Origin of the sequence: Candidatus Accumulibacter similis, from assembly GCA_013347225.1 — a bacterium.
In the GTDB taxonomy this organism is placed as follows: domain Bacteria; phylum Pseudomonadota; class Gammaproteobacteria; order Burkholderiales; family Rhodocyclaceae; genus Accumulibacter; species Accumulibacter similis.
In genome coordinates this window covers 104,336-129,551 of the sequence record CP054595.1, presented here as the reverse complement: position 1 = coordinate 129,551, position 25,216 = coordinate 104,336, and the positions used below count along the sequence as shown (strand labels likewise).

At 63.6% G+C, this 25,216-nt stretch carries 26 protein-coding genes, 1 tRNA gene and 1 riboswitch; of the genes, 22 read left to right on the top strand and 5 right to left on the bottom strand.

Features of this window, described 5'->3' with window-relative positions; translation table 11 throughout:
• Nucleotides 1-76 precede the first annotated feature (76 nt).
• Nucleotides 77-149, bottom strand: a riboswitch (S-adenosyl-L-homocysteine riboswitch).
• Between the two features lie 54 nt (nucleotides 150-203).
• Nucleotides 204-578 carry a NusG domain II-containing protein gene (locus HT579_00610; protein ID QKS31418.1) on the bottom strand — a complete coding sequence of 125 codons (375 nt, stop codon included), beginning with the start codon at nucleotides 576-578 and terminating at the stop codon, nucleotides 204-206.
• Entirely contained in the window at nucleotides 578-1,459 is an 882-nt protein-coding gene (gene rapZ / locus HT579_00605; protein ID QKS27594.1) for an RNase adapter RapZ, read from the bottom strand. Before rapZ ends, HT579_00610 begins: the two co-directional genes overlap by 1 nt.
• A gap of 83 nt (nucleotides 1,460-1,542) precedes the next feature.
• Between rapZ and HT579_00600 the strand changes: the two genes are divergently transcribed.
• The 3 genes from HT579_00600 (at nucleotide 1,543) to HT579_00590 (ending at nucleotide 5,127) form a co-directional block, all read left to right on the top strand.
• A complete protein-coding gene (locus tag HT579_00600) occupies nucleotides 1,543-2,733 on the top strand; it encodes an amidohydrolase (protein ID QKS27593.1) in 1,191 nt (396 codons plus the stop codon).
• 245 nt (nucleotides 2,734-2,978) lie between these two features.
• Entirely contained in the window at nucleotides 2,979-3,659 is a 681-nt protein-coding gene (locus HT579_00595) for a response regulator transcription factor (GenBank protein QKS27592.1), read from the top strand.
• A 37-nt stretch (nucleotides 3,660-3,696) separates the two neighbouring features.
• Entirely contained in the window at nucleotides 3,697-5,127 is a 1,431-nt protein-coding gene (locus tag HT579_00590; GenBank protein ID QKS31417.1) for a sensor histidine kinase N-terminal domain-containing protein, read from the top strand.
• A gap of 202 nt (nucleotides 5,128-5,329) precedes the next feature.
• Here the strand turns inward: HT579_00590 and HT579_00585 are convergent, their stop codons facing one another.
• Entirely contained in the window at nucleotides 5,330-6,241 is a 912-nt protein-coding gene (locus HT579_00585) for a LysR family transcriptional regulator (protein QKS27591.1), read from the bottom strand.
• 117 nt (nucleotides 6,242-6,358) lie between these two features.
• Here HT579_00585 and HT579_00580 point away from each other — a divergent pair, with 117 nt between their 5' ends.
• From HT579_00580 to tkt, 3 genes are all read left to right on the top strand, one after another.
• Nucleotides 6,359-7,441, top strand: a complete 1,083-nt coding sequence (locus tag HT579_00580) for a class 1 fructose-bisphosphatase (protein ID QKS27590.1) — start codon at nucleotides 6,359-6,361, stop codon at nucleotides 7,439-7,441.
• Between the two features lie 198 nt (nucleotides 7,442-7,639).
• Nucleotides 7,640-8,515: a phosphoribulokinase gene (locus HT579_00575; GenBank protein QKS27589.1), complete on the top strand. Its 876-nt coding sequence runs from the start codon at nucleotides 7,640-7,642 to the stop codon at nucleotides 8,513-8,515.
• A 49-nt stretch (nucleotides 8,516-8,564) separates the two neighbouring features.
• Complete coding sequence (tkt, locus tag HT579_00570) at nucleotides 8,565-10,580, top strand: transketolase (protein QKS27588.1); 2,016 nt, start codon at nucleotides 8,565-8,567, stop codon at nucleotides 10,578-10,580.
• 41 nt (nucleotides 10,581-10,621) lie between these two features.
• Here the strand turns inward: tkt and HT579_00565 are convergent, their stop codons facing one another.
• Entirely contained in the window at nucleotides 10,622-11,809 is a 1,188-nt protein-coding gene (locus HT579_00565) for a cation transporter (GenBank protein QKS27587.1), read from the bottom strand.
• 251 nt (nucleotides 11,810-12,060) lie between these two features.
• Between HT579_00565 and HT579_00560 the strand changes: the two genes are divergently transcribed.
• From HT579_00560 to xerC, 4 genes are read left to right on the top strand one after another with little or no spacing between them, the layout of a single operon-like run.
• Complete coding sequence (locus tag HT579_00560) at nucleotides 12,061-12,582, top strand: GNAT family N-acetyltransferase (GenBank protein QKS27586.1); 522 nt, start codon at nucleotides 12,061-12,063, stop codon at nucleotides 12,580-12,582.
• 6 nt (nucleotides 12,583-12,588) lie between these two features.
• The gene (gene dapF / locus HT579_00555) at nucleotides 12,589-13,419 is read left to right on the top strand and encodes a diaminopimelate epimerase (GenBank protein QKS27585.1); all 831 of its coding nucleotides are present in this window, start codon (nucleotides 12,589-12,591) and stop codon (nucleotides 13,417-13,419) included.
• On the top strand, nucleotides 13,416-14,069 hold the full coding sequence (locus HT579_00550; protein ID QKS27584.1) for a DUF484 family protein: 654 nt from the start codon (nucleotides 13,416-13,418) through the stop codon (nucleotides 14,067-14,069). Before dapF ends, HT579_00550 begins: the two co-directional genes overlap by 4 nt.
• A gap of 34 nt (nucleotides 14,070-14,103) precedes the next feature.
• Nucleotides 14,104-15,018, top strand: a complete 915-nt coding sequence (gene xerC, locus HT579_00545) for a tyrosine recombinase XerC (protein ID QKS27583.1) — start codon at nucleotides 14,104-14,106, stop codon at nucleotides 15,016-15,018.
• Between the two features lie 536 nt (nucleotides 15,019-15,554).
• Here the strand turns inward: xerC and HT579_00540 are convergent.
• On the bottom strand, nucleotides 15,555-16,007 hold the full coding sequence (locus HT579_00540; GenBank protein QKS27582.1) for a hypothetical protein: 453 nt from the start codon (nucleotides 16,005-16,007) through the stop codon (nucleotides 15,555-15,557).
• Between the two features lie 356 nt (nucleotides 16,008-16,363).
• On the opposite strand from HT579_00540, the gene HT579_00535 reads away from it, so the two are divergent.
• The 12 genes from HT579_00535 (at nucleotide 16,364) to nuoF (ending at nucleotide 25,205) form a co-directional block, all read left to right on the top strand.
• A complete protein-coding gene (locus tag HT579_00535) occupies nucleotides 16,364-16,615 on the top strand; it encodes an acyl carrier protein (GenBank protein QKS27581.1) in 252 nt (83 codons plus the stop codon).
• 12 nt (nucleotides 16,616-16,627) lie between these two features.
• A complete protein-coding gene (locus HT579_00530) occupies nucleotides 16,628-17,449 on the top strand; it encodes a hydrolase 2, exosortase A system-associated (GenBank protein QKS27580.1) in 822 nt (273 codons plus the stop codon).
• On the top strand, nucleotides 17,446-18,417 hold the full coding sequence (locus HT579_00525) for a hydrolase 1, exosortase A system-associated (GenBank protein ID QKS27579.1): 972 nt from the start codon (nucleotides 17,446-17,448) through the stop codon (nucleotides 18,415-18,417). Before HT579_00530 ends, HT579_00525 begins: the two co-directional genes overlap by 4 nt.
• Nucleotides 18,418-18,513: 96 nt before the next feature.
• Nucleotides 18,514-19,707 carry a hypothetical protein gene (locus HT579_00520; GenBank protein ID QKS27578.1) on the top strand — a complete coding sequence of 398 codons (1,194 nt, stop codon included), beginning with the start codon at nucleotides 18,514-18,516 and terminating at the stop codon, nucleotides 19,705-19,707.
• A gap of 387 nt (nucleotides 19,708-20,094) precedes the next feature.
• Entirely contained in the window at nucleotides 20,095-20,466 is a 372-nt protein-coding gene (secG, locus tag HT579_00515) for a preprotein translocase subunit SecG (protein QKS27577.1), read from the top strand.
• A 63-nt stretch (nucleotides 20,467-20,529) separates the two neighbouring features.
• A tRNA-Leu gene (locus tag HT579_00510) sits at nucleotides 20,530-20,614 on the top strand.
• 59 nt (nucleotides 20,615-20,673) lie between these two features.
• On the top strand, nucleotides 20,674-21,048 hold the full coding sequence (locus tag HT579_00505) for an NADH-quinone oxidoreductase subunit A (GenBank protein ID QKS27576.1): 375 nt from the start codon (nucleotides 20,674-20,676) through the stop codon (nucleotides 21,046-21,048).
• A gap of 3 nt (nucleotides 21,049-21,051) precedes the next feature.
• Nucleotides 21,052-21,528, top strand: a complete 477-nt coding sequence (locus tag HT579_00500; GenBank protein ID QKS27575.1) for an NADH-quinone oxidoreductase subunit B — start codon at nucleotides 21,052-21,054, stop codon at nucleotides 21,526-21,528.
• 24 nt (nucleotides 21,529-21,552) lie between these two features.
• Nucleotides 21,553-22,158 (top strand): NADH-quinone oxidoreductase subunit C, encoded by a 606-nt coding sequence (locus HT579_00495; protein QKS27574.1) that lies wholly within the window; start codon nucleotides 21,553-21,555, stop codon nucleotides 22,156-22,158.
• Entirely contained in the window at nucleotides 22,151-23,404 is a 1,254-nt protein-coding gene (locus HT579_00490) for an NADH-quinone oxidoreductase subunit D (GenBank protein QKS27573.1), read from the top strand. Before HT579_00495 ends, HT579_00490 begins: the two co-directional genes overlap by 8 nt.
• A complete protein-coding gene (nuoE, locus tag HT579_00485; protein QKS27572.1) occupies nucleotides 23,404-23,877 on the top strand; it encodes an NADH-quinone oxidoreductase subunit NuoE in 474 nt (157 codons plus the stop codon). The genes HT579_00490 and nuoE overlap by 1 nt, the downstream gene beginning before the upstream one ends.
• Nucleotides 23,878-23,903: 26 nt before the next feature.
• Nucleotides 23,904-25,205 carry an NADH-quinone oxidoreductase subunit NuoF gene (nuoF, locus tag HT579_00480; protein ID QKS31416.1) on the top strand — a complete coding sequence of 434 codons (1,302 nt, stop codon included), beginning with the start codon at nucleotides 23,904-23,906 and terminating at the stop codon, nucleotides 25,203-25,205.
• The last annotated feature ends 11 nt before the right edge of the window (nucleotides 25,206-25,216 follow it).

Genomic DNA, 25,216 nt, shown 5'->3' with positions numbered 1-25,216 from the left:
GAAGGTAGCGCTGGTGCAGAACGGCGCCAGGGAATTCCCTGCGCCCACCCCGTGCTGCCAACCCCGGTACGGGTTGGTGGGATGAGCGCCGTTTGATGAATCCGAGCCTGAAACTGTGGGACGACAGCCTTGCAGCGCTCCTCGGATTGGCGTCCATTATATACCGGGTTCCGGAGAAGGGCGAGCATCAGCCTTTGCGTCTCTCAGTACGCGAGCGAATCGTAAGCCCGGCGCGCTCCCTGGACCTCGACGCTGACCTGATTCGGGGCACAGATGGCGATCTCTCCCGGACGGGCCAGCCAGCCCTGGCGGACGCAATACTGTCGCGGGCTCGGGTCGGCGGCAACCCGCACGCGACGGCGGTCGACGAGCACCGTCGTCACGCCCAGCGGTCCCGGGACATCGAGGCGGCGATCGTGCCGCAGATCGAGTTCGGAAAACAGCTCGCCCCCACGCCTGACGATGGCCTTGTCAGCAACTCCCGCCTGCCACGCCAAGGGAAAGGATGCGACCACACCTGCCAGACCCAGCGCGATCAGCAACCAGTCGCCCCGCTTCAGCAGGGCAACCCAGGCGATCACGGATTGCTGCCGGGCACCGGGTTCGGCGCTGCCAGCTCGCGGTGCCGGACGAGTACACGCGCGCAGTCGTGGAACTCGCGCCCCAACCATTCGGCGAAATACACCGACCGATGCTGACCACCGGTGCAACCGATGGCAACAGTCAGGTAGTTGCGACTGTCCTGAACGTATGCCGGCAGCCAGGCGCGGACGAAGCGGGCAATGTCCGAGCGCATGCGCAGTACGTCGGCTTCGGCTTCGAGAAAGTCGACCACCGCCGCGTCACGACCGGTCAATAGTCGCAGGTTGGGGTCGTAATGCGGATTCGGCAGGCAGCGGACGTCGAAGACCAAGTCGGCGTCGAGCGGAATGCCGTTCTTGAAGCCGAAGGATTCGAAGAGCAACGTCAGTCCGCGGCAGGGGTCGCTGGCAAGGGTGCTCTTGACGAACTGCCGCACCCATTCGCGCAGTGCGGCGGGCTTCACCCCGCTTGTGTCGATGTGGTGGCCCAATGCCGAGAGGCCGGCCAAGCGGCCGCGCTCGGCCGCGATGGCTTCAGTCAACGTCAACTGGTCGCTGGCAAGAGGATGCCGGCGGCGGGTCTCCGAATAGCGCTTGATCAGGGTTGCGTCCTGCGCATCGAGGAACAGGAACTGCAGTTCGAGATCCTGTTGGCGCAGGGCGTCGAGTTGCAGCGGCAACGTCGCCACGCTGTTGCCGCCGCGGATGTCGATGACGACGCCTACCTTGTCGTAGCCCTGCAGATCCATTTGCCCGACCAGCGGCTGCAACAACTGGGCGGGCAGGTTGTCGACGCAATAGTAGTCCGCGTCCTCGAGTACCTTGAGGGCGATCGATTTTCCGGAACCGGACAGGCCGCTAATCAGAACGAGATGCATGTCGGCAAGCATAACGGATGGCCGGCTGCACGGGCAAGCTGCGCTGCATTAAACTGCCACTTCCCAGCGGATGGAGCGGATTCATGAGCACTCTCAGCATTCCCTTTGTCGAAGAACTCGCGGCGCTGCGTCGCGACATCCATGCTCACCCGGAACTCGCTTTCGGCGAGTTCCGGACCGCTGATCTCGTGGCACGTGAATTGGAGCGCTACGGCCTCGAGGTCGATCGTGGCTTGGCGGGTACGGGCGTCGTCGGTATCCTGCGCAAGGGCAGCAGCAGTCGTGGCATCGGACTTCGCGCCGACATGGATGCCCTGCCACTGCACGAGAAGAACGACTTTCCGCATCGCTCGCGCAATCCCGGGCAGATGCACGCCTGCGGTCACGACGGCCACACCGCGATTCTCCTCGGCGCGGCGCGCTACATGGCTGCGCAGCGGGATGAACTGGAGATCGACGGCTGCGTATACTTCATCTTCCAGCCAGCCGAGGAGTCCGAGGGTGGTGCCGCGGTCATGATCGGTGATGGCCTGTTCGACCGGTTTCCGATGGCGGGCGTGTTTGGCCTCCACAACTGGCCAGGATTGCCGGTGGGCCAGATGGCGGTGATGCCTGGGCCGGTCATGGCCGGTACCTGTGCCTTCGAGATCGCGGTGCGTGGGCACGGCTGCCATGCCGCGATGCCGCACCAGGGAGTCGACACCTTGGTCGTCGCGAGTCAGCTGGTGCTCGCGCTGCAGACGGTTGTTGCCCGCAACGTGCATCCCTGCGAGTCGGCAGTGGTCAGCGTCACGCAGATTCACGGCGGTGAAGCCTGGAACATCATCCCGGACGATGCCATCCTGCGCGGAACGATTCGCAGCTTCAAGGCAGACGTCCAGGAACTCGTTGAGCGTGCCATCGAGCGGCTCTGCAGTGGCGTCGCGAGCGCCTTCGGCGCGCAGATCTCGGTTCGCTTCGACCACCGCTATCCGCCAACCGTCAACACTGCGGCGGAGAGCGAACTCTGCCGCCGCGTTGCGACGCGGCTGCTTGGCGCCGCGAATGTACGTACCGGCGAGCTGCCGTCGATGGGTGCGGAAGACTTCGCCTACATGCTGCGCGAGAAGCCGGGGTGCTACGTCTGGCTGGGCAACGGTCCGGGTACGGGTGGCTGTACGCTGCACAATCCGCACTATGACTTCAACGACGAACTCCTGCCGCTGGGCGTTAGCTACTGGGTGCGGTTGGTCGAGAGCGTCCTCGGGGGTGTGCCGGCAGACGGCGGGTCGTGATTTTTGCTACACTCGTGCGGTCGACCGGCAGGCATCATTACCCGCCATCTCCCTGCATTGGCTGGGCTAGGTCGCGTGCGAAAGCATGACGAAAAGGTGGCGGGGAGCACCTGGTGCAGTGTCAGGTGCTCCCCGAGTTCGGGCCGAAGCCGGAACTCCAAGACCATAAAAGGAGAACAGCATGCGCAGTCTAGGAAGGTGGGCTTACAGAGAGCTTACGCCAGCGACCCCGGGATGGTGATGCCATGCGGATCTTGCTCGCCGAAGACGACAGGATCATCGCCGATGGTCTCTGCCGTTCCCTGCGCCTCGGCGGTTATGCGATCGATTGCGCCGACAATGGCGTCGACGCGGAAACGGCGCTGTTGACCAATACGTACGATCTCCTGATCCTCGACCTTGGCCTGCCGAAGCTGCCGGGCCTGGAGGTGCTGCGGCGCCTGCGGGCACGAAAGTCGAATACGCCGGTGTTGATCCTGACCGCGCTGGATGCGACCGACGACCGGGTCAAGGGCCTCGATCTCGGTGCCGACGACTACATGGCGAAGCCGTTCGAACTGGCCGAGCTGGAGGCGCGCGTGCGCGCCCTCAGTCGCCGCTCGTCCGGGACGACCAGGATCATCGAGTGCGGCACGCTGACATTCGACCAGACGGACCGCTGTGCGCTGGTCAATGGCGAGAGGCTCGATTTGTCGGCGCGTGAACTCGGTATCCTGGAGATACTGCTGACGCGCGCCAACCGTTTGGTCAGCAAGGACCATCTCGTCGATCACCTGTGCGGCTGGGGCGAAGAAGTGAGCCACAATGCGATCGAGGTCTATGTTCACCGTCTGCGCAGGAAGCTGGAATCGACTGGTGTCAACATCACCACTGTGCGCGGGCTGGGCTACTATCTTGAGAAGCCTGCGGACGAGAGAAAACCCTGACATCCAGCGTTCGCTGTTCGGCGAGATTCTCGACTGGATGCTGGCGCCGCTGCTGTTCGTCTGGCCGATCAGCATCGCGCTGACGCACTACTTCGCCAACAATGTCGCCAGCTACCCTTACGATCAGGCTCTGCGCGAACATGTGGCGGCTCTCTCGCGGCAGGTTGCCTTTGTCGATGGTGAGGCTCGTCTGGCTTTGCCGGGTCTGGCCGAGGTTTTTCTGCGCGCCGACGAGATCGACACAGTCTACTTTCACTTGCTTGATGGCAACGGCAGGCTGCTGGGGGGCGACCCCGAACTGCCCACCCCAGCGGACCCGGGCGGCTTGGCTCGCGGCGAGTTCGGCGAAGCGCAACTGCGGGACGACGAGTACCGTGGCCAGCCGATGCGGATCGCCTACCTCTATCTGCCGCTGCCGGGAGAGTCTGGAGACTCGGGAGAGCGTCGAGGGGTGCTCGTCGAGGTCGGCGAGACGACCGAGAAACGAGCGCAGCTGGCGAACAAGATCATCGCCAGTGTCATCGTGCCGCAGTTTGTCATCATCCCTCTGGCCGTCGTCCTGGTGTGGTTCGGGCTGTCGCAGGGCCTGCGTCCGTTGACCCGGCTGCGCAACCGCATCGAGGCGCGTCGCGAGGCTGACCTGTCACCGATCTCGCTCGGTCGCGTTCCGGAGGAACTGCGACCGCTTACGGAAGCTTTCAACTCGATACTCGCCCGCATGCAGCAGAACGTCAGTGCCCAGAGGCGCTTCATCGCCGATGCCGCGCACCAGATGCGGACTCCGCTGACCGGGCTGAAGACGCAGGCGCAACTGGCGATGCGTGAGACCGATCCCGGTCAGCTGAGGCACGCCCTGAGACAAATCCTGACGGGCGCCGATCGTGCCTCGCATCTGGTCGACCAGTTGTTGGCGCTGGCCCGGGCCGAGGCCAGCGATCAGGCGCAGCAGGCGCTGCTGCCGCTGGACCTCGATCAGCTGCTGCGCGAGGTCGTTGAAACGTGGGTGATCCGCGCTCTGGACAAGCGCATCGATCTTGGTTACGAGCATGCAGGCAAGGTGCTGATCGACGGCAATGCCTTCCTGCTGCGCGAGATGATCAACAACCTGCTGGACAACGCCCTGCGCTACACACCGGTCGGCGGGCGGGTCACTGCGCGCGTCGCAGCCCTCGGCGATTTCGTGGTACTCGAGATCGAGGACAACGGACCGGGGATTTCGGAGGACGAGTCGCTGAAGGTGTTCGACCGCTTCTACCGCGGCGAGGGAGCGGACGTCGAGGGCAGCGGCCTCGGACTGGGGATCGTTCGCGAGATTGCGGAAGTTCACAAGGCGGCCGCCAGCCTGCGGCCAAGAGCTCGAAACCCTGCCGAGGGGGAGGCGGCCGGCTGTGTCGCGCGCATCGTCTTTCCTGCCCACCGTCCGCCGCGAGAGCCGGTACAGGAGCCGGTGCAGACCGGTTTCGCCTGACCACTCCGGCCGGACATGGTTGCCGGCAAGTTGGGATGCCGCATGCCAGCGAAGGCACGACGAAGGCCTGCCGAGCGATGGGCGGGGCCGCGCCGGCGTGGCTCGGCCGAAGTGTGCCGGCCTGGCGGCCACCGCCCGCCATCACTGTCGCGTGTCCAGGTTGAGAGGTGATCGGGTCGCTGCGGCGGCATGTGCGGCTCGCTCAGGCAAGTGCACGCAGGTAAGCGGGGGCGAACTCGGTGACGAAATCCCAGAATGCTCCGAGAGCTGGAGTGAGATGTTTGCTCTTGTGACGGACAATGTGCCAGCGGCGCATGACCGGGGTACCCTCGACATCAAGAACATGCAGCCGGCCGGCAGTCAGCTCGAGGCCAAGGGTATGCGCGGAGATGAAGCTGATTCCCAGGCCAGCCACGACAGCTTGCTTGATCGCCTCGTTGCTGGCCATTTCCATGCCGATCCGGGGCCTGATCGAGTGTTCGTGAAAGAACTCTTCCATTGCCGATCGGGTTCCCGAGCCGGACTCGCGGACGATCAGCGTTTCGCCGCCGAGGTCCTCGACCGTCAGCGATGGGACACCCAGAAGCGGGTGACCCCTGCCGGCGACGATCACCAAGGGGTGTGGGGCAAACGCGACGGCGATGGCGTCAAGGTCCGCCGGCGGGCGTCCCATGATCGCCAGATCAACCTCGTTGTTGGCCAGCAGGCGACTGACCGTGTCACGGTTGTCGATCAGCAGGCGCAGCCGGACATCCGGCTGCGCCTTGCGGAACTCGGCCAGCAAGCCGGGAGCGAAGTATTCCGCCGTGCTGGCGACAGCTACCGCAATGCGCCCGCCCTTCAATCCCTTGAGTGCCAGCAATGCCTCGTCCGCCTCTTTCAATGACTGCAGGATTTGCCGCGTGTGGGCGAGCAGAATCTCGCCCGCTTCGGTCAGGAAGACCCGCTTGCCAATCCTCTCGAACAGCAGCGTACCGCTGACCTCCTCGAGTTGCTTGATCTGCAGCGAGATCGCCGCATGCGTCAGATGCAGCTTCTCCGCTGCCCGGGCAAAGGAGAGGTGGCTCGCGGCGACCGAGAAAATCTGGAGCTGGCGTATGGTGGCGTTTCTCATGGATTAGCTTTCATTAAACAAACAAGGAAGTATGTTTAACTAGTTCTTTTGTTACGGACAGCTAGAATGGGGGCCATTCGCAGCCCGAACTGGATTCATGATTCCTGGAGCACGGCCATGTTATGCGGACGAACCAACGTTAACAAGTTTCTCGTTGAAGAGCAGCGGCGCAACCCGGCGCTGATCGGCGACCTGTCGATGCTCATCAGCGATGTCGTGCGTACCTGCAAGGCGATCGCGCAAGGGGTTTCGCGTGGTTCGCTTGCTGGTGTCCTCGGCGACGAGGGAAGCCGGAATGTCCAGGGCGAGGTGCAGAAGAAGCTCGACGTGCTGGCCAACCACGCTTTCCTGCACCATTGTGAATGGGGGGGGCATCTGCGGGCGATGGCATCGGAGGAAATGGAAGATATCCATCCGATCCCCCCGGAACACCCGCGCGGCAACTATCTGTTGGTTTTCGACCCACTCGACGGCTCTTCCAACATCGACGTCAACCTATCGGTGGGCAGCATCTTCTCGGTCCTTCGCTGCCCCGAACCTGCCGTCGAGGAGATGCCGACGACAGCCCACTTCCTGCAGTGTGGCAAACGGCAGGTGGCAGCCGGCTACGCGTTGTACGGCCCGTCAACGATGCTCGTGCTGACTGTCGGCAATGGCACGCACGGTTTCACGCTCGACCGCGACATTGGCGAGTTCCTGCTCACGCATCCCGATCTGGTGATCTCGCCCGATACGCGTGAGTTCGCGATCAACGCTTCCAACGAGCGTTTCTGGGAACCCCCCGTGCAACGCTATGTCGCCGAGTGCCTGCAAGGCAAGACCGGCGTCCGCGGCAAGGATTTCAACATGCGCTGGGTGGCATCGTTGGTTGCCGAGGTCCACCGCATCCTGATGCGCGGCGGCGTCTTCATGTATCCCCGGGACAGCAAGGACATGGCGAAACCCGGCCGTCTGCGCCTGCTGTACGAGGCCAATCCGATGGCGATGATCGTTGCCCAGGCAGGTGGCCAGGCTTCGACGGGCGACGAGAGGATCCTCGATGTGCAGCCGACCAGCCTGCATCAGCGCGTGCCGGTGATTCTCGGTTCGCGCAACGAGGTCGAACGGATCGAGCGCTACCATCGCGAGCATGAAACCGGCGAGGATCAGCCGTTTCGCTCGCCACTCTTCTCGACCCGGACCCTCTTTCGGGACGACTGAGAGGTCGTCCGACGAATCGTCGCGAGCAGGCGAGGATCCAAGGCGCCGGCGAGCCAGAAGCGAGGGAGGTCGAGTGCATGGGCGAGGATTCAGCAAGTCGGCAACGCCCCTGACCGGCCGCGCAGCAAGTTTGTCCACAAGCCCTGAGAGTTCCGGGCACAGTCCGGAGATCCCCACCAAGCAACGGAGTCATAGCTCATGTCGATCAAGAATCCAGTCATCGCCATCACCGGTTCGTCGGGCGCTGGGACGACGTCGGTCACACGTTCCTTTCAGCACATCTTCAGGCGCGAACAACTCAACGCCGCGATCATCGAAGGCGACAGCTTCCATCGTTACGATCGGCAGGGAATGCGCGACCAGATGGCCGAGCGCGCTCTTGCCGGCGACCATCATTTCAGCCATTTCGGCCCCGAGGCCAACCTCTTGAGTGAACTCGAGGGGTTGTTCCGCGAATATGGCGAGACGGGTCGCGGCAAGAACCGCCATTATGTTCACGATGACGACGAGGCAGTGCGCTATGGTTCGCCACCAGGAACCTTCACCGACTGGTCGGAGTTGCCTGCCGATACCGATCTGCTTTTCTACGAAGGGCTGCATGGTGCAGCCATGACCGACACCGTCGACATCGGCCGCTACGTCGATCTCTGTATCGGCGTCGTGCCGATCATCAACCTCGAGTGGATCCAGAAGCTGCATCGCGACAAGGCGCAGCGCGGCTACTCGACGGAAGCGGTGATGGACACGATCCTGCGCCGGATGCCGGACTACATCAATTACATCTGCCCGCAGTTCTCGCGCACGCACGTCAATTTTCAGCGGGTGCCGACGGTGGATACCTCGAATCCCTTCATCGCCCAGGACATTCCGACGCAGGATGAAAGCATGCTGGTGATCCGCTTTGCCAACCCCCGGGGGATCGACTTCTCCTACCTGTTGAGCATGTTGCACGACTCGTTCATGTCACGGCCGAACATCATCGTCTGCCCTGGCGGGAAGATGGGGCTGGCGATGCAGATCATCTTCACGCCGATGATCCTGCAGCTGCTGGACCGCAAGCGCCGGCAGCGCTGAGTACGAGCCGCTTGAGCGGGTTTTCATGTCCTGATCGAAGGAGATCGTCTTGCCCACCGAATCCCGCAAGTTTCGTCGCCGCTGCGCCAACGCACTGCGCTTCCTCGCCATAGATGCCGTGCAACTGGCGAACTCCGGCCACCCGGGAATGCCAATGGGTATGGCCGATATTGCCGAGGTGCTGTGGCGGCGCCACCTCAAGCACAATCCGGCCAATCCCGGCTGGGTCAACCGTGACCGCTTCGTCCTCTCCAACGGGCACGGCTCGATGTTGCTCTACGCCCTGCTGCATCTCTCTGGCTACGATCTGTCCGTGTCTGATCTGCAACGCTTCCGGCAGTTGCATTCGAAGACTCCCGGACACCCCGAGTTCGGTGTGACGCCCGGCGTCGAAACAACCACCGGGCCGCTCGGGCAGGGCCTGGCCAATGCGGTCGGAATGGCCGTTGCCGAACGGTTGCTGGCGGAGAGCTTCAACCGGCCGGGTCACCAGGTCGTTGACCACTACACCTATGCCTTCGTCGGCGATGGCTGCCTGATGGAAGGCGTATCGCATGAGGCATGTTCGTTGGCCGGGCGCCTGTCGCTGTCGAAACTGATCGTCTTCTACGACGACAACGACATTTCGATCGACGGCCACGTGCAGCCCTGGTTCGCCGACGATACGGCCAAGCGCTTCGAAGCCTACGGCTGGCGGGTGCTGCCCCACTGCGATGGCCACGATGTCGATTCCATCGAAGCCGCGATCCGCGTTGCCAAGACCGCCACCGGGCGACCGACCCTGATCTGCTGCAAGACGATGATCGGTTTTGGCTCGCCCAACAAGGGCGGCACGCACGATGTACATGGCGCGCCGCTGGGTTCCGTCGAGATCGCCAACACCCGACGACAGCTTGAGTGGCCTTATGCTCCGTTCGAGGTTCCGGCCGATATGCGCGCGGGTTGGGATGCGCGCGTCAAGGGTGAGGCTGCGGAATACGCGTGGAATGCGAGCCTCGAGTCCTATCGCGACTCGTTTCCCGAGCTGGCGGGCGAGTTCGCGCGCCGCATGCGCGGGGATCTGCCTGCCGATTGGGATGCGCAGGTGGACGCGTTGCTCGACCGTTGCTGCCGCCAGGCGCCGGCGGTCGCCACACGCAAGGCGTCGCAGGATGTCATAGAGATGCTTGCCCCGGCCCTGCCTGAGCTGCTCGGCGGTTCGGCCGATCTGACCGGTTCGAACCTGAGCAACTGGAGTGGAACCCGACCCGCCAATCGCGAGGCGGCGGGCAACTACATCAACTATGGCGTGCGCGAGTTCGCCATGACGGCAATCGCCAACGGTATCGCGCTGCACGGCGGATTCATCCCGTATACGGCGACCTTCCTCGTCTTCTCGGACTACGCGCGCAACGCCATTCGTCTGGCGGCGCTGATGAAGCAGCGGCAGCTGATGGTCTATACGCACGATTCGATCGGACTTGGCGAGGATGGACCGACACACCAGCCGATCGAGCAAGCGGCGTCGCTGCGGCTGATTCCGGGTCTCGACGTCTGGCGGCCGGCCGATTGCGTCGAGACCGCCGTCGCCTGGGTCGCTGCCCTCGAGCGCGGCGACGGACCGTCGTGCCTGCTGCTGTCGCGACAGAACCTGCCGGCCCTGTCACGTCCTGCGCAGCAGGTAGAGGACATCAGGCGTGGCGGCTATGTGCTGAGCGAAGCAGCGGGCGGTGAGGCACGACTCGTGCTGCTGGCCACGGGCTCGGAGGTCAGCCTGACCCTGGAGGCGCAGGCCGTACTGCAGCAGCGGGGCATTCCGGCCCGCGTCGTCGCGATGCCCTGCACAGAGCGTTTTGACCGGCAGTCGCCAGCCTACCGCCAGGCGGTGCTGCCGCCGGCGACGCCGATACTGGCCGTCGAGGCTGCACATCCCGATCTGTGGTGGAAGTACGTCGGAAATGCTGGCGCGGTGATCGGTATCGACCGCTTCGGCGAATCGGCGCCGGCGGCTGCCCTCTACGAGTTCTTCGGCATTACCGTCGACGCGATTGTTGCGCGTGCGCAGGATCTGCACTGGCGTGCTTGACGACTGAAATGCTGCGGCCGCCGTGCCGAACTCGTGGGTTTTCAGCAGCAGCCGGCGAGAACCCGCACTCGCTGATTCAGTGTCAGCGAACTGACCAGCGGCAGTTCCGCCAGGCGCGCGGCGATGTCGCGTTCGAGCCGGTCCAGGACGATGGGGTCGGCGCCGATGGCGGCGGGCAGCAGGAGCTCGGCCTCGACACGTCCGCCGAGGTAGTGCAGCACGATGCGCTCCGGGCCCGGCAGACCGGCGAAAGCCGGAGCCAAGTGCCTGATCAGTTCGTCCCGATCGGGCAGGCCATGGCTCGCCATGTCGTGGTCGAGGTCGTCCTCGACGTCCACATGGACGAGTACATCAGCCACCGCTGAGTGGCTCTCGAGCACACGCTTGCGGGTCATTTCGGCGATCCGGTGCCCCTCCGAAACACTGACCCGCGGATCGACACAGACATGCGCATCGACCAGCGAACGATGCGCCATGCGCCTGGTGCGCAGTTCGTGCAGGCTGCTGACGCCGGGTGTGTCGACGATGACCTGGCGGATGCTGTCGACCTCTTCGATCGACAGGCCGGTGTCGATCAGTTCTTGCACCGCTTCCCAAGCGAACACCGTGCCCATGCGAACGATCATGAAGCCGACGATCACGGCGGCAACCGAGTCGGCAAAGGTGTAGCCCAGGAGATTGCCGGCGATGCCGACGGCGACGACAAGTGACGAGGCAGCATCCGAACGGGCATGCCAGGCGTTGGAGATCAGCATCGGCGAGCGCAGGCTTTCGCCGACGCGCAGCATGTAGCGGAACAGTCCCTCCTTGGCCGCCAGCGCCAGGATGGCCGTCCACAAGGCCATCGGTGCCACCGGCGGCAGGTCTTCGAGCGACTGCAGCTTGACGCCAGCACTCCAGATGATTCCGGCGCCGGTCAACGCCAGGATGGCACCCAATGCAAAGGATGCCGCTGTCTCGATACGGGCATGGCCGTAAGGGTGGCTTGCGTCGGCCGGATCCTTGCTGTGATGAGCAGCAAACAGGACGAGAAAGTCGCAGACGAGGTCGGAGAGCGAGTGCAGTCCGTCAGCGATCAGTCCCTGCGAGTGGGCAATGATGCCGGCGACGACCTGCGCGCCGGTCAGGAGAACGTTGACCAGAACGCTGACCCAAGTCACCCGCTGGGTCATGGCGTGGCGTTCAGGGTCGTCGTATGCAACCGTCGCTTCGTCGTGCAGGGTGCTCATGCGTCCTTGCCTTGTCATTGGTCTCGGCGACCATTCTACAGTCACCATCCCGGCCGCGTCTCGTGAAGGGACGGGCGGAAGCGCCGCGCGTTGCGGCAGGGCGAGCAGTGTCGCTGCTCGACGTTAAGGCAGGCTTAAGCGCAAGCTCGACCTCCGGTACAATCAACGGCTTTGGCGGTGGCAGGCGACCTGTGCGGTTTCCCTCCCGCCCGGCCCGTTTCCCGACCACGGAACGATACTGCGGAGTTTTCATGGATGTTCTCATCACCCCGGTCGGCGTTGCCGATGTCGATGCGGTGATCGAACTGGCGCGGCAGGTCTGGCAACAGACCTACCCGGGAATCATCAGCCAGGAGCAGATCGACTACATGCTCGCCCAGCGCTACGGCCGCGAGCGCTTGTTGGCCGAACTCGGCAGGCCGGACGTCTGGTGGGACAAGGCGACGGTCGACGGCTGCCTGGCGGGCTTTTCCTCGTGCATGACGCTCGCTGGCGGCGGCGAGATGAAACTCGACAAGCTTTACGTCGATTCGCAGCGGCAGCGGCGCGGCATCGGTGCCCGGCTGCTCGAGGCGGTCGAGAGCCACGCGTACGTTGCCGCCTGTCAGGCGCTCATTCTGGCGGTCAACAAGCGCAACGAGCGGGCCATCGCCGCCTATCGCAGGCATGGCTTCGTCGTCCGCGATTCCGTCTGCGTCGACATTGGCCACGGCTTCGTCATGGACGACTTTATAATGTCCAGGTCACTGCCGGCAACGGCAGCCCCGTGGTGATCGCCAATGCTGCTTCCCTTCGTCAAGATGCATGGTCTCGGCAACGATTTCGTCGTGCTCGACGGCGTGCGCCAGTCGCTCGAGTTGACCCCGACGCAGCTGCGCCTGCTGGCTGACCGCCACTTCGGCGTCGGCTGCGACCAGGTACTGCTCGTCGAAGCGCCGACATCGCCCGGGCTGGATTTCCGCTATCGCATCTTCAACGCCGATGGTGGCGAGGTTGAACAGTGCGGCAATGGGGCGCGCTGTTTCGTCCGCTTCGTGCATGAACAGGGTCTGACGACGCGACGCGAGATCCGTGTCGAGACGATCAGTGGCGTGATCGTTCCGCGCCTCGAAGAGGACGGTTCGATCACCGTCGATATGGGGCCACCGGAGTTCGACGCGGCCCGGATTCCGTTCGTCTCCGACTCGGATGACATTTTGCAGCCACTCCAGCTGGCCGACGAGGAGATCCTGATTACCGCGGTGGGCATGGGCAATCCGCATGCCGTGCAGCTGGTCGACGATGTCGACACGGCGCCTGTCGAGCGTCAGGGGCCGGCGATCGAGTTGCACCCGCGCTTTCCGCAACGCGTCAACGCCGGCTTCATGCAGGTAAGCGACCGACACGCGATTCGCCTGCGGGTCCATGAACGGGGTGCGGGCGAGACGCTGGCCTGCGGCACCGGCGCCTGTGCGGCGGTGGTGGCCGGAATCGCCCGTGGTCTGCTGGATTCGCCGGTCCGCGTCGTGACGCGCGGCGGTGAGCTGCGCGTCACCTGGTCAGGCAGCAATGCTTCAGTCATGATGACGGGCCCGGCTGTTACCGTCTTCAAGGGAGAAATCGAGTTATGAGAGCCGACGAAGTCGCGCGCTACCTGCAGGACAACCCACACTTCTTCGAGCAGCACGCCGATCTGGTGGCCAACATCGTGGTGCCGCATCCGCATGCAGGGCGAGCGATCTCCATCACCGAGCGGCAGATGCTCGCGTTGCGCGACAAGAACAGGCAGCTCGAGGGGAAGATGGGCGAGCTGCTGCAATTCGGCGAGGAGAACGATGTGCTCGGCGCCAAGATGCATCGGTTGGCGGTGGGCATGATCGCGGCGCGCAGCTTCCAGTCGGTGCTGCACACCCTGAACCTGCATCTGCGTGATGACTTCGCCGTGCCCCATGTTGCCGTACGCCTGTGGCGCCGCCCCGAGGGCCGCGAGGAATTGCCGGAGTTCGCCGAAGTCGGTGAGGAACTGCAGGCCTTCGCCGAAACCCTCGGGCAACCGTTCTGCGGCTCGACCAGCGGCTTCGACACTTCGTCATGGTTTGGCGAAGCGGCCACCCACGTGCGTTCGCAGGGGCTGATCGCGATGCGTGATGGTGGCGCCACGCTGGGGATGATCGCACTCGGCAGCGAGGATCCTGAACGCTTCTACGCCGGCATGGGAACGATCTACCTCGAGCGTCTCGGCGAAATGGCTGCTGCAGCGTTGGCACGCGTTCTCTCGTGAGAGTGTCCGCACGCGAGCCGGCAGGGTGTCCAGGATGACCGCGGACGCAGACTCGGCGAGTGTCCGCGCCTACCTGGACGAGCTTGCGCAGCAACGGCGATCGTCGTTGCATACGGTCCGAAGCTACCGCCACGATCTCGAACTGCTCTGCCGTTTGCTCGCTGAGCTCCCTGGCGAGGCGTGTCTGGCCAGCGTTCAGTCGCATCACATCCGTCGTTTCGTCGCGCAGTTGCACACGCGCGGACTCGGCGGCCGATCGCTGGGACGTACGCTGTCCGCTTGGCGTGGTTTTTTCGGCTGGCTTGGCCAACGCGGGCAGACGACACACAACCCGGTCGACGGCGTGCGGCCGCCGAAGAGCCCGCAGGCGCTGCCGAAGGTGCTCGCGCCGGACGAAGCGAGTCGACTCCTTGCGGCAGCAAGCGACAACCTGCTGCAGGTACGTGATCAGGCGATGTTCGAGCTGTTCTATTCGTCCGGTCTGCGCCTGGCCGAACTCGCTGCGCTCGACCTGTCATGTCTCGACGAGTTGCTGGGCGGCGAGGTGCGCGTGCTGGGCAAGCGCAACAGGCTGCGGATCGTGCCGGTCGGCAGCAAGGCCAGGCAGGCGGTGGCAAGCTGGGTGGCGCAACGCGCCAGCCTGGCAGCTGCAGGTGAAGCAGCCCTCTTCGTCAGCCAGCGTGGCACGCGCCTCGGGGTGCGCACGATCCAGTTGCGCCTGCAGCGTCGCGGTCTGGCGCAGGGTCTGCTGGCGCGTGTGCATCCGCACATGTTGCGCCATTCCTTTGCATCGCATGTCCTGCAGTCCTCGGGGGACCTGCGTGCGGTGCAGGAGATGCTTGGTCATGCCAGCATTTCCTCGACGCAGGTCTATACCCACCTCGACTTCCAGCACCTTGCCGCCGTTTACGACAAGGCTCACCCGCGTGCCAAGCGCAAGCCGACCTAGCTACCGAAGCCGCTTGCGGTTGGTCATGTGGGTGACCCGAGGGGGGTACGACGGTGGGCGAGCAGGTGCAGGCCGCACTGGCTGCACGGTCGCCGGTCTGCACTTGCAAGCCGGCACCATCGAGCCAGCGTGGGTCCGCCGGTCGTTGCCCCGCCATGCAAGAGAGGCTACCGGATGCTTGGTCCGGCGTGAACCTGAGAGGTTGTCAGGCAATCGTCGCCTCCATCTCCAGATGCAAGGTGCGAGCGAGTGAACTACGAGAGGCGTCACGTGGATGGGCGAGGAGTGATTTGGTGAGCAGCGCCACGCAGCGGCGGCATGGCAGGGCTGGTGACAACCGCTACGCCGTCGCGGCGCCTGCCGACGGCCCCGGGCCGGGTACGTCGTGTCAGCCCGATCTGCGGTGCAGCACGAGCCTGGGGTCCGGCTCGCTACCAACGGAGGTTGGTGCGACGATCCCCGGGGCAGCGCACAGTGAGGCACAAGCGTCGGCCAGCAGACCGACGCCTTCCCGGACGTGCTGGCCAGACGGAGCGTCAGGCGGGCGCGGCCGGATCACTCTTGGGCCCGGGCGGGCCAGGCGGTCCCTTCGGGCCGGTTGGTCCTTTGGCACCGGGCGGTCCGGGCGGACCTTCCTTGCCCTGTGGGCCCGCGGGTCCGGCCGGGCCTGCCGGGCCGGCGTCGCCCTTCGCTCCGGCTGGCCCCGGCTTGCCTTGAGGGCCTGGTGGTCCGGGTGGGCCATCCTTGAGCATGAGTTGCGCAAGTTCTTGCTCGATCGCTGTGAGGCGATCGAGCAGCGCCTGCAACGGATCGATGGTAGATGTTGGGGTGGTCGCGGCGTTGGCTTCCACAGATTTTTTCCTGTTTTTCTTTTTCGACACTTCGGGTCTCCTCTCGTCAACAGGGTGCGCGGAGCAGCGCTGGGAAAGACTCCGTTGCGGACTAGAACACGGAAACCCGCAGCCGGTCAATGGGCTGCGATCCGTCATATTCAATGACGAAGGACTATGTTTCCGGTGCTGGTCGAGTGTGTCGTCCGATTCGTCGGCGGTAGGGCCGCGTGGCCACCGCGCGCCCTCTGCGCACCTGCCCCGCGTGGCAGGACCGGCGGGAGCGGGTTGGTCGATGCCGGGGACCGGGATGTTTGCCGCACGGAATGGTCCCGCCGGGCGCACTGGGGCGACTGTGAGCTATAGCACGGAGGACGTTGCTCGCCTCGGTATAATCGATCGCGGTTTCCTGTTTCGAACCGCTGCCGCTGCCGCTGCCGCTGCCGCTGCCGCTGCCGCTGCCGCTGCCGCTGCCGCAGGCGAGCAGGTAGAGCGTTCAATGCACTGGAGATGAAATGGATATCAGAAGCGAGGTGGTTTCCGTTCTTGACGAGGTCTTGAGCCTGAAGGGGCGGGCAACGGCTTTTTCACTCGATACCCCCCTGCTGGGAGCGCTTCCCGAGCTCGACTCGATGGCGGTGGTGGCGTTGATCACGAACCTTGAGGAACGCTTCGGTTTTTGCGTCGACGACGACGAGATAGACGGATCGGTCTTTGCTTCGCTGGCCAGCCTAATCGATTTCGTTCATCGCAAGCTGGGCAGCTGAATTGGCCTGAAGATGGCCCTGGAAGCCTTTTTTCTGCCGGCCACCCCGGGCCAGCGCTTTGCGCTCCTCCACTGGCCGGAAAGGGCCCGCGAGGTCGGCGGCGCAGTCGTATACGTGCCTCCGTTTGCCGAGGAGCTGAACAAGTCGAGACGGATGGCGGCCTTGCAGGCGCGGGCGATGGCAGCTGCTGGATATGCTGTGTTGCAGATCGACCTCCTGGGTTGTGGTGATAGTTCCAATGACCTGGTCGATGCCTCTTGGGAGGCTTGGCTTGCGGACGTGCAACTCGCCTGTACCTGGTTGCAGCAAAGGACTGGCGCACCGTTGTGGCTGTGGGGCCATCGCACAGGCTGCCTGCTGGCCAATGAGGCGGCCAATCGCATGCAGTGCGTGGTCGACCAGCTGTTCTGGCAACCAGTGCTTTCCGGCAAGCAGTATCTGCAGCAGTTCCTGCGTCTGCGGCTGGCCGCAGAGCTTGCCGGAGGTGACGGCAGGCGCGTCATGGAACTGTTGCGTCAGCAGTTGCGACAGGGGCAACCGGTCGAGGTTGCTGGCTACATGCTGTCATCGGGCCTGGCCGGCGGACTGGAGAAGGCGGAGCTGTTGTTGCCGCACCGCTCCGGTCGGGTTGAATGGATCGAAGTCTCGAATCGCCCCGACGCCGGCCTGTCTGCTGCCGCTGTTGCACGCCTGACGCAATGGCAGGCAGCTGGTCAGGAAGTGCGAGGCACGGTGGTGGGTGGACCTGCCTTCTGGCAGACCAGCGAGATCACTGAATGCAATGCGCTGGTGCAAGCCAGCTTGCTGGCAATGCAGCGGGCCCCGGCACCATGAGTGTGGTGGAACGGGCACTGCTCTTTCCTTGCGAAGGCGAACAGCTGGTGGCCATTGTCGCTGCATCGTCGCAGATCCAGGCCGTCGCGGGCAGCGGCAATCACTGTGGCAGCGACCGGCGAGGCGGTGCCGTTGGTGACAATCGGCCTTCCCCGGCAGTCCCTGAGGCGTTGCCAACGCCTGTGTGCGGTGTGCTGATCATTGTTGGCGGGCCACAGTACCGGGTCGGCAGCCATCGCCAGTTCGTCCTCCTGTCTCGCAGACTGGCAGGAGAAGGCTACCCGGCGATGCGCTTCGACTACCGCGGGATGGGCGACGCCGGTGGGGCAATGCGCAGCTTCGAGGATGTGCGGGCCGACATCGGTGCGGCCATCGAGGCCTTTCAGCGCGCCGTGCCTTCGCTTCGGCGGATCGTTCTGTGGGGTCTTTGCGATGCGGCCTCGGCGGCCCTGCTGTATGTCCAGGCGACGCCAGACCCGCGACTCGGCGGCCTCGTTCTGCTCAATCCGTGGGTGCGGTCAGAGGCCAGCCAGGCGCGGACCCAAATCAAGCATTATTACGGCCGCCGCCTGCTGCAGAAGGACTTCTGGTCCAAGCTCGCCAGCGGCCGGATGGAGGTGGGCAAGTCCGTTCGGGAGTTGCTGCTTGCGGCGATACGGTCGCGTCGGCGAACTGCAGCCGAAGTGGATCCGGTGCGCCAGTCGTTTCAGGACGGCATGGCGGCGGGGTGGCGGGGGTTCGCCGGACAGATGTTGCTGATTCTCAGCGGCGATGACTACACGGCCAAGGAGTTTCTCGAGTACGCGGCAAGGGATCAGGCTTGGGCGGGTCTTCTGGAGGCGGCCAATGTGCATCGGGTCGACCTCGCAGCCGCCGACCATACCTTCTCGTCGTGCCTGCTGCGGTCACAGGTGGAGGATGCGACCCTGTCCTGGCTCGCGACGCTCGGGGGTAGGCAGCAGCGATGAAGCGGCTTGCCGTCCGGCAGGATGCAGGTCCTCTGACCAAGGCCTTGTGCCGGTCGCTGTGCACCCCGCCTGTCTTGTCCCACTAAGGCCCTTGAAATGAACCCAGGAAGTTCCCATACGTACAGCAGCGGGCGCCGCCATCGTGGCAGGGCCAGGCCCGGTTCATCGCGCTGGTTCAGGCGCTATCGCTGGCTGGTGATCGGCGGCTGGCTGCTGATCATGCTCGCCGTCGGCTGGGTTCTGATCTTCCGCTCCGAGAAAGCACCCGCCTCTGCGGCACTGCCACCGGCGAGCGAGCGCACTGAGGTCAACACCAAGTCGGCGGCTGCGATGCCACCCGTCCGGCTGCCGGCCGACGACGCCCCGCATGCCACGCTGACGGAATGGTGGTACTACAGCGGGCATCTGCAGACTGCAACCGGCGAGCGCTATTCCTTTCATCTGGCGACTTTCCTGCGGCAGGGTACGTTGACCCACACGGTCTTTCACGGATCGCTGCTCGACCACCGGAACGGCAAGCTGTACAGCGAGCAGTCGCGTACGGCAGGCAACCCATCAAACGGGCGCAAGGACGGGTTCGACTTCAGCCACGGTCCCTGGCAGATGCGGGGCGAGGGTCCTCGGCATGTGGCGAAGATGGCCGGCAAGGATTTTGCTCTTGACCTGCTGCTCGTCGACAAGTTGCCGCCCGTGCTGCACCAGGCCCCGGGCACCCCGCAGGCAGGCCTTCTCGACTTCGGTGCCGCTGGCCTGAGCTATTACACTTCACGTCCGCGAATGGCTGCCGAGGGCACGCTGACCATCGACGGCAAGGCCATGCCGGTTACGGGCGACGTGTGGTTCGATCATCAGTGGGGCGATTTTGAGGCCGCGCAGCTACGCTGGAACTGGTTTGCCCTGCAACTGACCGACGGTACCGACATCATGCTGTTCGAACTGTTCGATCTCCAGGGGGCGCCGGTGTTGCGCATGGGGACGCATGCCAAGGGTGGCGTGGTGACAGCGCTCGGAGCGCAGGACTTCACGACGGCATCCCATGGTACCTGGACGAGTACCGCGTCCGGTGTGATCTATCCGGTGGACTGGACGATCTCGCTGCCGGCCTGGGGCGCGCGACTGAAGGTCGAACCCGCTCTCCGCGCCAGTGAAATGGACGCACGAACCACGACGCTCAACGTCTATTGGGAGGGAGCCATCAAGGTCAGTGGTTCCCATCATGGCCAGGGCTTCATGGAACTGAGCGGCTACAACACGACGGCGGGGCACGGCGGGAAGCGCGGCAAGCCCTGAGGCGTAGCCAGAGTCGCGCATGGCGTTGGCGCCGGCAGGCGAGTGCTCGAGTCGTCACGCGGTGTACCGGGGAAGGCTCGACGCTCGACCTGCCAATCCCCGTGCCGGTGACACATGACGAGTGGTGGACGGCAGAGACTCTGGCCACGCGGATCAACAACCGGGCGAGTACCGGGCAGAAGGGGTGGTTCTTCCACTTCGTCGCGGCGGGTCCTCGCCGGCGGGGCAGTCACCGGCAAACGGGTCCGATTCGGCAGGGTCATGCGTCAGGGCTGGCCGTGTGAGCGCGGATTTGACCGGGCCCGTTCGAACTGGCTATACTTCGACGGTTTTTTCCGCGTTACCGTGCCTGCAGGCCGTCCGCTGCGAGCTCGAACTTGAGGCGATATGGACTATCTTTTCTTTCTGGTTCTCATGGTGCACATCCTGGCGGCCATTGGCGTGATCGGGCTTGTGCTGGTACAACATGGCAAAGGAGCCGACATGGGAGCCGCGTTCGGCAGTGGTGCGTCGGGAAGCCTTTTTGGCGCGACCGGTTCGGCCAACTTCCTCAGTCGCGCCACCGCGGTCCTGGCAACGGTGTTCTTCGTGACCAGTCTTTCACTGGCCTTCCTGGCTTCCAGCAAGCCAAAAACGACTGGCAGTGTGATGCAGGATGCGGTAAACTCAGCGCCTGTTCAGGTGCCGCCGGTGGGCGGCGTTGACAAGGGTGCTGGCCCATCGGATCCCGATTCGAAGGCGAAGGATATCCCCAAGTGACCTGGTTTCAAGGCAGCAGCGAGACGCAGCAGCCCTCGTAAAGCTCGCGCTGTCGAAGGTAGTGCCGACGTGGTGAAATTGGTATACACGCTATCTTGAGGGGGTAGTGACTTCGGTCGTATGAGTTCGACTCTCATCGTCGGCACCATGAGGAGCCGCCCCGGGCGGGCGGCTGCAGTTTGAAGTGAAGCACTTGTGGGGCGGATCATGCTGGAAAGCTATTTCCCGGTTCTAGTCTTCATACTGATTGGTGTTGCTTTCGGCATTGCGCCCGTCATCACCGGTCTCGTGGTGGGGCCGCATCGCCCGGACAGTGAGAAGCTGTCACCTTACGAGTGTGGCTTCGAAGCCTTTGAAGACGCGCGCATGAAGTTCGATGTGCGCTACTACCTGATCGCCATACTCTTCATCCTGTTCGACCTCGAAGTGGCGTTCCTTTTGCCGTGGGCGACGATCTTTCGCGAGATCGTCTCAACGGAATCCCTGAAGTGGTTTGGCTTCATCGAGATGCTGATCTTCATCGCCATCCTGGTCGTCGGTTTTGTCTACGCCTGGGTAAAGGGCGCACTGGATTGGGAGTGAGCGATGGGCATTGAGGGCATCCTTCAGGAAGGCTTCGTCACCACTACGGCCGACAAGCTGATCAATTACGTGCGCACGGGTTCGCTCTGGCCGATGACCTTCGGCCTAGCGTGCTGTGCCATCGAGATGATCCATGCTGGTTGTTCTCGCTACGACCTCGACCGCTTCGGCATTGTCTTCCGCCCCAGCCCCCGGCAGTCGGACGTGATGGTGGTCGCCGGGACGCTGACCAACAAGATGGCACCTGCCATGCGCAAGGTCTACGACCAGATGGCCGAACCGCGTTGGGTGGTTTCGATGGGCTCGTGCGCCAATGGGGGCGGCTACTATCACTACTCGTATTCGGTGGTTCGCGGCTGCGACCGCATCGTTCCGGTCGACATTTATGTTCCGGGGTGTCCGCCAACCGCCGAGGCGTTGATCTATGGACTGATCCAGTTGCAGAACAAGATTCGCCGAACCAACACGATCGCCCGCTGAACAATCCACAACCGAGAGTTGACCATGTCTGCCACGCTGGAAGCGCTTAGCCAGAACCTGCAGGAGCATCTCGGTGATCGCCTGAAATCCATCAAGATTGCGCTCGGTGAAGTGACCATCGAGGTGGGTGTCGCTGATTACCTTTCGGTCATGCAGAGTCTGCGGGACGAGCCGGATCTGGGGTTCGAGGAACTGATCGATCTCTGCGGCGTCGACTATTCGACTTATGGCCACGGCACGTGCAAGGGGCCCCGTTTCGCTGCCGTGGCGCACCTCCTGTCCATCGCCAGGAACTGGCGCCTGCGGGTTCGCTGTTTTGCCGCCGACGACAGCTTTCCTTCGGTGCCTTCGGTGACGGCGATCTGGAATTCCGCTGACTGGTTCGAGCGCGAGGCGTTTGACCTTTACGGCATCGTCTTCCCCGGGCACGAAGACCTGCGCCGGATTCTTACCGACTACGGGTTCATTGGACATCCGTTCCGCAAGGACTTCCCGATTTCCGGTTATGTCGAGATGCGCTACGATCCTGAGCAGCAGCGGGTGATCTATCAGCCGGTGACCATCGAGCCGCGCGAAGTCACGCCGCGGATCGTTCGCGAAGAGAACTACGGGGATGTAGACAATGCCTGAACTTCGCAACTTCACGCTCAATTTCGGGCCGCAGCACCCCGCCGCGCACGGCGTTCTGCGCATGGTTCTCGAACTGGACGGCGAGGTGGTGGTGCGTGCCGATCCACACATCGGACTGCTCCACCGCGCTACCGAGAAGCTGGCCGAAACCCGCACCTGGATCCAGTCGGTGCCGTACATGGACCGCCTCGACTACATGTCGATGATGTGCAATGAGCATGCCTACTGCATGGCAATCGAGAGGTTGCTGCAGATCGACGTGCCCATCCGCGCGCAGTACATCCGCGTCATGTTCGACGAGATCACACGCATCCTCAATCACCTTCTCTGGGTTGGCTGTCACGGCCTCGATGTCGGTGCGATGACGATGGTCCTCTACGCGTTCCGTGAGCGCGAGGATCTCGTCGATGCGTATGAGGCCGTTTCCGGCGCCCGGATGCATGCCGCCTATTATCGTCCGGGTGGCGTCTACCGCGACCTTCCAGACCGCATGTCGCAGTATCAGGAGTCGAAGTGGAAGAGTGCGGCGCAGGTCCGGCCATTCAACGAGGCGCGCAGCGGGTCGCTGCTCGACTTCCTGGACGATTTTGTCAGCCGTTTTCCGAGGCTCCTCGACGAATACGAGACGCTGCTGACCGACAACCGCATCTGGAAGCAACGTCTGGTCGATGTCGGCATCGTCACGCCGGAGCGTGCCCTGCAACGCGGTTTCAGCGGGCCGATGCTGCGTGGTTCGGGGATCGCCTGGGACTTGCGCAAGAAGCAGCCCTACGAAGTCTATGACCGTGTGGATTTTGATGTCCCGGTGGGTGTAACCGGCGACTCCTACGACCGCTACCTCGTTCGCATGGAGGAGATGCGCCAGTCCAACCGTATCGTCAAGCAATGCATCGACTGGCTGCGGCAGAACCCAGGACCGGTGATGTCAGACAACCACAAGGTTGCGCCGCCTGATCGCGAAGCGATGAAGTCGAACATGGAAGAGCTAATTCACCACTTCAAGCTTTGTACCGAGGGAATTCACGTGCCCGCCGGCGAGGTCTACTCGGCGGTCGAGCACCCGAAGGGCGAGTTCGGCGTCTATCTGGTCTCGGACGGAGCGAACAAACCGTATCGCCTGAAGATACGTGCTCCGGGTTACGTGCACCTGTCGGCCATGAACGAGATGGCCAGCGGCCACATGCTGGCTGACGTGGTGACGATCATTGGGTCCCAGGATATTGTTTTTGGCGAGATTGACCGCTGATGCTCACTCCAGAATCCCTCAAGAGAATCGATCGCGAGATCGCCAAGTATCCGGCCGACCAAAAGCAGTCGGCAGTCATGGCAGCGCTTGCAATTGCCCAGGAGCAGCAGGGCTGGCTTTCCAGCGAGGCCATCGAATGCGTTGCCGGCTACTTGGGCATGGCGCCCATCGCCGCCTACGAGGTCGCCACTTTCTACAACATGTACGATCTCAAGCCGGTGGGAAAGTACAAGCTGTCGGTGTGCACCAACCTGCCCTGCATGCTCACCGGCGGAGTCGACGCCGGCGAGTACCTGAAACAGAAGCTGGGAATCGGCTTCAACGAAACAACGCCAGATGGCCTGATCACGCTCAAGGAGAGCGAGTGCATGGGAGCCTGTGGTGACGCACCGGTCATGATCGTCAACAATCGTCGCATGTGCAGCTGGATGAACCCCGAGCAAATCGACAAACTGCTGGCGGAGCTCAAGTAATGGCGATTCTCGGTGCGATCAATCCGATGCTGACCGTCGGCCTGGATGGCGACAATGCCTGGCGACTGGCTGACTATGTGAAGCGCGACGGCTACTCCGCCCTGCGCCGCATCCTGGAGTCGGGCATCGGCCAGGGCGACGTGATCAACGAAGTCAAGAAGTCGGTCCTGCGGGGCCGCGGCGGTGCCGGTTTTCCGACCGGCCTCAAGTGGAGTTTCATGCCGCGCTCCTTTCCCGGCGACAAGTACGTCGTCTGCAATTCGGACGAGGGCGAGCCGGGCACCTTCAAGGACCGCGACATTCTGCGCTACAACCCGCACTCGGTGATCGAGGGCATGGCGATCGCCGCTTTTGCCATGGGTGCGGCGCGTGGCTACAACTACATCCACGGCGAAGTCTGGGAGATCTACGAGCGCTTCGAAGAGGCTCTCGACGAAGCGCGCGCGGCTGGCTTCCTTGGCCGCAACATCCTCGGCTCGGGTTTCGACTTCGACCTCTTTGCCCATCATGGCTACGGCGCCTATATCTGCGGCGAGGAAACGGCCTTGCTGGAGTCGATCGAGGGCAAGAAAGGGCAGCCGCGCTTCAAGCCGCCGTTCCCGGCATCGTTCGGACTGTACGGCAAGCCAACGACGATCAACAACACCGAGACCTTCGCCTCGGTGCCCTATATCATCAACATGGGCGGCGACAGGTACCTCGAGGCAGGCAAGCCGAACAATGGCGGCACGAAGCTGTTCTCGGTGTCAGGGCATGTCAACCGTCCCGGGAACTACGAGGTGCCCCTCGGTACGCCATTCGCCACGCTGCTCGAGATGGCAGGTGGCATGCGTGGCGGCCGGCAATTGAAGGGCTGCATTCCAGGTGGCTCGTCGGCACCGGTGGTGCCGGGGCCGACGATGATGGATTGCACGATGGATTACGACTCGATCAGCAAGGCCGGCTCGATGCTGGGTTCGGGTGCGGTCATCGTCATGGATGAAACGACCTGCATGGTCAAGGCGCTGGAGCGCCTGTCATACTTCTACTACGAAGAGTCCTGCGGCCAATGTACGCCCTGCCGTGAGGGCACCAGTTGGTTGTACAAGGTCGTGCATCGGATCGAGCATGGCAAGGGCCGCGCCGATGACCTCGACCTGCTCGGCAGTGTCACCACCAACATCATGGGTCGTACGATCTGCGCGCTCGGCGACGCCGCTTCGATGCCCGTGCAGAGTTTTATCAAGCATTTTCGCGACGAGTTCGCCTACCACATCGAAAACAGGAAGTGCCTCGTGCCCGTAGATGTCCAGCGCGCCGGCAGCGGCTTCTTCACGGCAATGGCTTAGGGTACGGGACG

Coding starts and splice junctions, on each gene's coding strand:
- rapZ (QKS27594.1), bottom strand. CDS start 1,459: ATGCATCTCGTTCTGATTAGCGGCCTGTCCGGTTCCGGAAAATCGATC.
- HT579_00600 (QKS27593.1), top strand. CDS start 1,543: ATGAGCACTCTCAGCATTCCCTTTGTCGAAGAACTCGCGGCGCTGCGT.
- HT579_00595 (QKS27592.1), top strand. CDS start 2,979: ATGCGGATCTTGCTCGCCGAAGACGACAGGATCATCGCCGATGGTCTC.
- HT579_00590 (QKS31417.1), top strand. CDS start 3,697: ATGCTGGCGCCGCTGCTGTTCGTCTGGCCGATCAGCATCGCGCTGACG.
- HT579_00585 (QKS27591.1), bottom strand. CDS start 6,241: ATGAGAAACGCCACCATACGCCAGCTCCAGATTTTCTCGGTCGCCGCG.
- HT579_00580 (QKS27590.1), top strand. CDS start 6,359: ATGTTATGCGGACGAACCAACGTTAACAAGTTTCTCGTTGAAGAGCAG.
- HT579_00575 (QKS27589.1), top strand. CDS start 7,640: ATGTCGATCAAGAATCCAGTCATCGCCATCACCGGTTCGTCGGGCGCT.
- HT579_00565 (QKS27587.1), bottom strand. CDS start 11,809: ATGAGCACCCTGCACGACGAAGCGACGGTTGCATACGACGACCCTGAA.
- HT579_00560 (QKS27586.1), top strand. CDS start 12,061: ATGGATGTTCTCATCACCCCGGTCGGCGTTGCCGATGTCGATGCGGTG.
- dapF (QKS27585.1), top strand. CDS start 12,589: ATGCTGCTTCCCTTCGTCAAGATGCATGGTCTCGGCAACGATTTCGTC.
- HT579_00550 (QKS27584.1), top strand. CDS start 13,416: ATGAGAGCCGACGAAGTCGCGCGCTACCTGCAGGACAACCCACACTTC.
- xerC (QKS27583.1), top strand. CDS start 14,104: ATGACCGCGGACGCAGACTCGGCGAGTGTCCGCGCCTACCTGGACGAG.
- HT579_00540 (QKS27582.1), bottom strand. CDS start 16,007: ATGACGGATCGCAGCCCATTGACCGGCTGCGGGTTTCCGTGTTCTAGT.
- HT579_00535 (QKS27581.1), top strand. CDS start 16,364: ATGGATATCAGAAGCGAGGTGGTTTCCGTTCTTGACGAGGTCTTGAGC.
- HT579_00530 (QKS27580.1), top strand. CDS start 16,628: ATGGCCCTGGAAGCCTTTTTTCTGCCGGCCACCCCGGGCCAGCGCTTT.
- HT579_00525 (QKS27579.1), top strand. CDS start 17,446: ATGAGTGTGGTGGAACGGGCACTGCTCTTTCCTTGCGAAGGCGAACAG.
- HT579_00520 (QKS27578.1), top strand. CDS start 18,514: ATGAACCCAGGAAGTTCCCATACGTACAGCAGCGGGCGCCGCCATCGT.
- secG (QKS27577.1), top strand. CDS start 20,095: ATGGACTATCTTTTCTTTCTGGTTCTCATGGTGCACATCCTGGCGGCC.
- HT579_00505 (QKS27576.1), top strand. CDS start 20,674: ATGCTGGAAAGCTATTTCCCGGTTCTAGTCTTCATACTGATTGGTGTT.
- HT579_00500 (QKS27575.1), top strand. CDS start 21,052: ATGGGCATTGAGGGCATCCTTCAGGAAGGCTTCGTCACCACTACGGCC.
- HT579_00495 (QKS27574.1), top strand. CDS start 21,553: ATGTCTGCCACGCTGGAAGCGCTTAGCCAGAACCTGCAGGAGCATCTC.
- HT579_00490 (QKS27573.1), top strand. CDS start 22,151: ATGCCTGAACTTCGCAACTTCACGCTCAATTTCGGGCCGCAGCACCCC.
- nuoE (QKS27572.1), top strand. CDS start 23,404: ATGCTCACTCCAGAATCCCTCAAGAGAATCGATCGCGAGATCGCCAAG.
- nuoF (QKS31416.1), top strand. CDS start 23,904: ATGCTGACCGTCGGCCTGGATGGCGACAATGCCTGGCGACTGGCTGAC.